Source organism: Ramlibacter sp. (assembly GCF_013697775.1).
Classification (GTDB): Bacteria; Pseudomonadota; Gammaproteobacteria; order Burkholderiales; family Burkholderiaceae_C; genus Ramlibacter.
The window spans coordinates 1-6,985 of record NZ_JACCWG010000128.1; the positions used below are offsets into that span (position 1 = coordinate 1).

General features: G+C 70.5%; 6 protein-coding genes and 2 pseudogenes. 4 read left to right on the forward strand and 4 right to left on the reverse strand.

The window, feature by feature from the left end; genetic code table 11:
• Positions 1–660: pseudogene (locus H0U68_RS06515) on the reverse strand (MFS transporter); the annotation flags it as partial.
• 167 nt (positions 661–827) lie between these two features.
• Between H0U68_RS06515 and H0U68_RS06520 the strand changes: the two are divergent.
• Positions 828–1,289, forward strand: coding sequence for a DUF4148 domain-containing protein (locus H0U68_RS06520; protein ID WP_296353819.1), 462 nt, complete (start codon positions 828–830; stop codon positions 1,287–1,289).
• 103 nt (positions 1,290–1,392) lie between these two features.
• Complete coding sequence (locus H0U68_RS06525; RefSeq protein ID WP_296353821.1) at positions 1,393–1,905, forward strand: flavin reductase family protein; 513 nt, start codon at positions 1,393–1,395, stop codon at positions 1,903–1,905.
• Here the strand turns inward: H0U68_RS06525 and H0U68_RS06530 are convergent.
• From H0U68_RS06530 to H0U68_RS06540, 3 genes are all read right to left on the reverse strand, one after another.
• On the reverse strand, positions 1,902–2,867 hold the full coding sequence (locus tag H0U68_RS06530) for a LysR family transcriptional regulator (protein WP_296353823.1): 966 nt from the start codon (positions 2,865–2,867) through the stop codon (positions 1,902–1,904). The two genes, H0U68_RS06525 and H0U68_RS06530, sit on opposite strands and share 4 nt — an antisense overlap.
• 184 nt (positions 2,868–3,051) lie before the next feature.
• Positions 3,052–3,597, reverse strand: coding sequence for a GNAT family N-acetyltransferase (locus tag H0U68_RS06535; RefSeq protein ID WP_296353825.1), 546 nt, complete (start codon positions 3,595–3,597; stop codon positions 3,052–3,054).
• Positions 3,594–5,642 (reverse strand): acetoacetate--CoA ligase, encoded by a 2,049-nt coding sequence (locus H0U68_RS06540; protein ID WP_296353827.1) that lies wholly within the window; start codon positions 5,640–5,642, stop codon positions 3,594–3,596. The genes H0U68_RS06535 and H0U68_RS06540 overlap by 4 nt, the downstream gene beginning before the upstream one ends.
• A gap of 127 nt (positions 5,643–5,769) precedes the next feature.
• Between H0U68_RS06540 and H0U68_RS06545 the strand changes: the two genes are divergently transcribed.
• Positions 5,770–6,372, forward strand: coding sequence for a TetR/AcrR family transcriptional regulator (locus tag H0U68_RS06545; RefSeq protein WP_296353829.1), 603 nt, complete (start codon positions 5,770–5,772; stop codon positions 6,370–6,372).
• 199 nt (positions 6,373–6,571) lie between these two features.
• Positions 6,572–6,985, forward strand: a pseudogene (locus H0U68_RS06550) (alpha/beta hydrolase); the annotation flags it as partial.

The window sequence follows — 6,985 nt, forward strand, 5'->3', positions numbered from 1 at the left end:
GGCGACGCTCGCCGGCACGGCGGCATGCGCGATTCGCGGCAGCAGCGTCGCCGATATCACCGCGACGCCGACCATCAGCATCGCCATCAGCCGGTAGACCTCGGGCCAGGTCCAGCCGCTGCCCTGCGCCGGATCGACCCAGATCAACGTGATGCCGCCCGAGACAATCATCGCCAGCCGGTAGCCGAGGACGTTGAACGACGAGCCCAGGCCGCGTTCGGCGGCGGCGAGGAGGTCGGTGCGGTAGGCGTCGACGACGACGTCCTGCGACGCCGACATGAAGGCCACCAGTCCGGCGAGCAGCGCGAAGGCGCGGATCGCGCCCGAGGGCGGTGTCGCGGCCATCCAGAACAGGGCGGCAGCGAGGCCGAGCTGGGTGACGACGAGCCAGCCGCGGCGCCGCCCGAGCCACGGCAGCTCGAAGCGGTCCATCAGCGGCGCCCACAGGAACTTGAAGGTGTAGGGCAGGCCGACCAGGCTCAGGAAGCCGATCGTCGCCAGGCCCACGCCCTCGGCGCCGAGCCAGGCCTGCATGGCCTGGCCGGTCAGGGCGAGCGGCAGGCCCGACGCGAAGCCGAGCACGGTGACCGCCGCCAGCCGATGCAGGGACGCCGCATCGAGGCGCGTCGCGGTGGCCGCGCGGCCGGCCGGAGAAGTCATCGCCTCATTCTAGGGAGCGGCCATCGTGAATACCGCACTCGCGCGGTGTGCACTGCGCACTCGTCCTGCCCCGTCCGCTTTCCTACATTGACCTTGCCTGTCGCATTTGCAGACAGCAGCCCGAATCCCCGGGTTCTGCCCGTTCCATCACTGCCAAGGAGTTCATCATGATTGCCAGACCGTCTCTCGTTCTCTCGATCGTCATCACCTCGCTCGCCTGGGCCTGGGCCGGCCCGGCGCTCGCTTCGGAAAGGGACTCCGGCCCGACGCGCGCCGACGTCAAGGCCGCGGTGATCGAGGCCCGTGCCGACGGCGAACTCATGCCCGCCGGTGAAAGGTCCTTCGTGGTTGCCACGGGGCGCGGGACGGGCGTGCGCGCCGACGTGAAAGCCGCCGTGCTGCAGGCCATCGCCCACGGCGAGCTGCTGCAGCCCGGCGACCGCCCCATGCCGTTCGCCGCGGCGCAGTCGCTTCGCGCTCGTTCCGACGTGAAGGGCGAAGTGATGCAGGCGAAGGCCGGCAGCGGGCTGACCCCGGCCGGAGAACGGCTGAGCTTGTTCGAGCCGGCCAGCTACCCGGCGCGCGCGTACCGACCGCGCATCGAGATGACGGCGTCGTCCCGCCGCTGACTACGACGCCGGTAAACGCGGCGCCTTGGGCCGGTCGGTCGACCGCTCTTCCGAGCGGCCGCCCGGTCCGGCCTCACACCGATCGATCGCCGACAATCGGGCGATGTCCCGCTCCCCGGCGAAAGCAGCGCCCCGCCCCTTCTCCAGCAGCCAGTTCCGCGCCGCCCTGGGCATGTTCGCGACCGGCGTGACGATCGTCACCGCCCGCGACGCCGCCGGGCTGCCGGTCGGCATCACCGCCAACTCGTTTGCCTCGGTGTCGCTCGATCCGCCGCTGGTGTTGTGGAGCCTCGCCCGCGTCGCCGGCTCGATGCCGGTCTTCGAGCAGGGCTCGCACTACGCCATCAACATCCTCGCCTCCGACCAGCACGATCTGGCGACGCGCTTCGCCTCCCGCTCGATCGACCGCTTCGCCGGCGTTCCGTTCCGCGAGGGACGCGGCGGGGCACCGGTGCTCGAGGGCACGGCCGCGGCCTTCGAGTGCTTCAACCGCAGCCGCTACGAGGAAGGCGACCACGTCATCTTCGTCGGCCAGGTGGAGCGCTGCACCTGGCGCGCCGGCGCTTCGCCGCTGCTGTTCCACGGCGGGCGCTACTACACCGAACATCCGCTCTAGCCGCGCCCTGCCCTCGCCGCGCCAGCCCGCGGCGCCGGTTGCGCGAGTCGCACTGAGAGCAGCGGCGGCACGCGCTCGGCCAGCATGTCGATCGCCGTGCGCACGCGAAACGGCAGCTGCCGGGTACGCGGCCATAGCAGGCGCACCGCATGGTTGGCAATGGTGTGGCGCGCCAGCAGCCGCTTGAGCACGCCGGTGCGCACGCGTTCGCCGACCAGCCAGCAAGGCAGCGCCACCAGGCCGGCACCGGCCACCGCGGCATTGGCCATCGCCTCCAGGTCGTCCATCAGCACGCGGCTGGCGATCGGCACGGTGACGGCGCGGCCCTGCGCATCCAGGATGCGCAGCGGCTTGGCCGCGCCGCCGACCGAATAGGCCATGCAGTGGTGCGCCGCCAGGTCGGCCAACCGGCGCGGCTGGCCGTGCGCGCGCAGGTACGACGGCGCGGCGCACAGCACCATGGTGTCCTTGCCCAGCGGGCGGGCCACCAGGTCGGCGCTGTCGGGCACGTCGCCGATGCGCACGGCGAGATCGAACCCTTCGGCCACCATATCCACCGGCCGGTCGTTGAACGACAGCTCCAGCGACAGCCCCGCATGGCGCCGCGCGAGCTCCACCAGCAGCGGCGCCACGCAGCAGCGGCCGAACAACACCGGCATGCTCACGCGCAGGCGCCCCACCGGCTCGCTGCGGCCCGACTCGAGTTCGGCCTGCGCCGCCTCCAGTTCGGCCAGCGCCCGCACGCAGCGCTCGTGGAAGGCCTGGCCGTCGTCGGTGAGGCTTTGCGAGCGCGTGGTGCGCTGGAACAGCCGCGTGCCCAGGCGCTCTTCCAGCCGCGCGACGGTCTTGCCCACGGCCGAGCGCGTCAGGCCCAGGCGCTGGCCGGCCAGCGCGAAGCTGCCGGCCTCTGCCGCCTGCACGAAGACGGCGATGCCGTTGAGGCGGTCGGTGGCGAGATTCATGATTGGTTCCTTGGCTTCCCCAGTGCGTCGCGGATTGATCCGCACTGGCGACACGGGTTCCACTCTACATTGCCGCTGTCCGGCCCGCGGGGGCCGATGGTTTTGAACTGGAGAGAGTGCTGGTGCCGGCCAAGGTACGGGCGTTCCTCGATGCGCTGGAGCTTGAATCGCAGCAGCCTGCGCTTCAAGCCAGCGGGCGTTCGATGCCGTAGATGTGGTGGTCGCGCGTGTCGGCCGGATTGTCCGGGTCCAGCTCGCCGCTGGCGAGCCGGCGAAAGCCATTGCGCTCCAGCACGCGCCAGGAGGCGGCGTTGTGCGCATGCACGGGCACGATGACGGCCGCGGCATCGGGCTTGTCGCTCCACAGGCGCTGCACGAAGCCGCCGACCATCGCGCTGCCCAGGCCGCGCCCGGTGTCGGCGATCTCGCCCACCAGGTAGTCGATGCTGTAGGCACCGGGCGGTGCGGGCATCAGCCGCTGCAGTTCCGCCAGGTAGTCCGGATAGGCGTCCCAGCGCAGGCGCTGCGCCAGGCCGAACGGCCGGCCGCCGAGCAGTGCGATGAACACGTCGCACGGCTCGGTGCCGTCGATAACGCCGCCATAGTCGGCCTCCAGCGCCTGCGGCGACGGATCGTCGGCCCACCAGCGCGCCACGTGCGGCTGCCGCAGCCAGTGCGCCAGCTGGGCGAAGTCGCCGCGCGCGATCGGCCGGAAATCGAAGGCGCTCAAGCCGCCGCGGGTGCCGGCACCACGCCGCGCTGCCGCGCGAACGCCACGTACCAGTCGAGCGAACCCGGGTTCGCCATCGTGTCCCTGTTCACTACCTTCTCCAACGGCTGGCCGAGCAGCAGCTTCTTGATCGGCAGTTCCTGCTTCTTGCCAGTGAGCGTGCGCGGGATCTCGGGCACCTGGAAGATGCCGTCGGGCACGAAGCGCGGGCTGAGCGCGGTGCGGATGGCGCCGGCGATGCGGCTCTTGAGCGCGTCGTCCAGCGCGATGCCGGGGCGCAGCACCACGAACAGCGGCATGTAGCTTTCACGGCCGAGATATTCGAGGTCGACCACCATCGAGTCCAGCACTTCGGGCAGCGCCTCCACCGCGCTGTACAGCTCGCTGGTGCCCATGCGCAGGCCATGGCGGTTGATGGTGGCGTCGCTGCGGCCGTAGATGATGCAGCTGCCGCGCGGCGTGATCTTCAGCCAGTCGCCGTGGCGCCAGACGCCGGGATAGGTGTCGAAGTAGGACGCCAGGTAGCGCTTGTTGCCGGGGTCGCCCCAGAAATTCAGCGGCATCGACGGAATCGGCTTGGTGCACACCAGCTCGCCCACTTCGCCGATGACCGGCTGGCCCTGCTCGCTCCACGCTTCCACCGCGCAGCCGAGCAGGCGGCACTGCATCTCGCCGGGCGTCTGCGGCAGTTCGCGGTTGCCGCCGATGAAGGCACCGGCGAAGTCGGTGCCGCCCGAAATGTTGCACCACCAGATGTCGCGCACGCCGATGGCTTCGAACTGCTGCGTGCCCCAGCGCTGCACGTCTTCCGACAGCGGCGAGCCGGTGGTGCCGAGCACGCGCACCTGGCGCAGCTCGCCGCACTGCGACACGTCCAGGCCGGCCTTCATGCAGTTGGCGAAGAAGGCCGCGCCCGCGCCGAAGAAGGTGGCGCCCACGTCGGCGGCGAAACGGAACAGCACGCCCCAGTCGGGTTTCTCGCGGCTGCCCGCCGGGCTGCCGTCGAAGATGCAGCAGGTGGTGCCGTTCAGCAGGCCGCTCATCTGCGCGTTCCACATCACCCAGCCGGTGGAGCTGTACCAGTGGTAGCGCTCGCCCCAGCTGTTGGGGTCGTAGCTGCAGCCGATGTCGTTGTGCAGCGCCTTCAGGGTGAGCGCCACGATCGTGCTGCCGCCGTGGGCATGCACGATGGGCTTGGGCAAGCCGGTGGTGCCGCTGGAATACACGATCCACACCGGATGGTTGAAGGGCAGCCACACCGGCTCGAAGGTGCGGGTCTGGTCGTCGTCGCGCGCCGTTGCCGCGGCGAAATCGGCGCAGGGCTGCAGCGCGGCCATCGCTGTCTCGGACACGCCCAGGTTGCGCAGCACCAGCGTGTGCGACACCGAAGGCAGCGCGGCGCGCAGCTGCGCCACCACCTCGGTGCGGTCCACGTCGCGGCCGGCATAGTGCACGCCGTCGCAGGCGATCAGCACCTTGGGCTCGATCTGCTTGAAGCGGTCCAGCACGGCGGCGGTGCCCATGTCGGGCGCGCAGATGCTCCACACGCCGCCCAGGCTCACTACCGCCAGGAACGCGACGATGGCTTCGGGCACGTTGGGCAGGTAGGCCGCCACCCGGTCGCCGGGCTGCAGGCCCTCCGCCTGCAGGTGCAGCGCCAGCGAGGCGACCTGGCGGCGCAGCTCGGGCCAGCTGAGTTCGCGCGCCTCGCCTTTTTCGTTTCGGCTGACGATGGCCGGCATGCCGGCCCCATGCGCCTTGTCCACGTGGCGGAACACCTGGTGCGCGTAGTTGGCCTGCGCGCCCTCGAACCAGCGCGCGCCGGGCATGGTTTCTTCGGCCAGCACGGCGGTGTACGGCGTGGGCGAGCGCAGCTCGAAGTAGTCCCAGATGCTTTGCCAGAAGCCGCTGAGGTCGCTCACGGACCAGCGCCAGAGCGCGTCGTAGTCGGCGAAGGCGAGGCCGCGCTTGTCGCGCAGCCAGTTCTGGTAGAGGCGAATCTGCGGCACGCGCTCGGCCGTTCCCGGCGGCATTCCCTGTGGCATTCCCTGGTTTGTGGTCTCAGCGGTCATGGCCGGAAGATTAGCCGCGCGGCTGGCCGATCACAAGGGCGAAAGACCCGGCGCGGCCTGCGCAGGACTTGTTTCGCACGACCGTGCTATGCTGGCCGCCATGGAAGCCCGGACCCAGAAAAGCGAACTCACCCGCGCCGCGATCGTCGGCGCCGCGCTCGACGTCGCGCTGGAGCAAGGCCTGGAAGCGCTCAGCCTGCAGTCGGTGGCCGACCGGGTGGGCCTGTCCAAGAGCGGCGTGTTCTCCCGCGTCGGCTCGCGCGAGGCCCTGCAGGTGGCCACCATCGAGGAATTCAGCCGGCGCTTCATCGCCGAGGTGTTCGCCCCCGCAATGCAGCAGCCCAAGGGCCTGCCGCGCATGGACGAGATCATGCGCCGCTGGATCCGGCACACGCGCGACGTGGAAGTGCACCGCGGCTGCCTGTACTGCGCCGGCGCCTTCGAGCTGGACGACCGCGAAGGGCCGCTGCGCGACGCGCTGTATGCCGACGTGCTGCGCTGGCGCGCCGCCCTGCGCCGCACTGTTCTGCAGTGCATGGAGCAAGGCCATTTGCGCGCCGGCACGAGCCCCGAACAGGTGGTGGCCGAGGTGAATGCACTGATCCTCGGCCTGCTCTACGACGCGCGCTTCCTGCGCGACTCCCATGCCGCCGACCGGGCCGAAACGGCCTGGCAGCGCATCCGCCAAAGCTACCTGGCCTGACCCTGCGAGAGTGCTTGAACGTGCTTCTGCCCTCGCTTCAATTTCGCACGACCGTCCGAAGAAAAGGAATTTCCCATGCTGATCCTGTTTGGCCTGCTGGCGCTCGGTGCCGGCGTCTGGCTCGTTCGTGCCCTGCTGGGTTCGCTGCATGGCGTGCCCAAGCGCAACAGCGATGTCGGCTTCTTCATCTGAACTTCCCATGAGCCGAACCGCCACCAACGCCACCGCCGGCTACTACGAGGGCGTGCCGGCCTTGCGCATCGCCCGTTGGATGCTGGGCGCCTTCGAGCGGCTGTCGCCGTCCCTCGCCGTGCGCGCGGCCGCCCGCGTGTTCTGCACACCGCTGCCGCTCAAGTGGATGAACCGTCCGAAGGTTTGGGCCGGCTGGCGCATCGAACGCCAGCCGTTCGAAAACGCCGGCCTGACGCTGTACGCGCGCCCTGCGGCGGGCGACGGCCCGGTGGCGCTGCTGGTGCACGGCTGGGGCGGCCATGCGGCGCAGATGCTGCCGCTGGCGCTCGCGCTGGAGCAGCGCGGCATCCAGCCGGTCCTGCTGGACCTGCCGGCGCATGGCCGCAGCGGGGGCTCCACCAGCAACGGGCCGCAGTTCGCG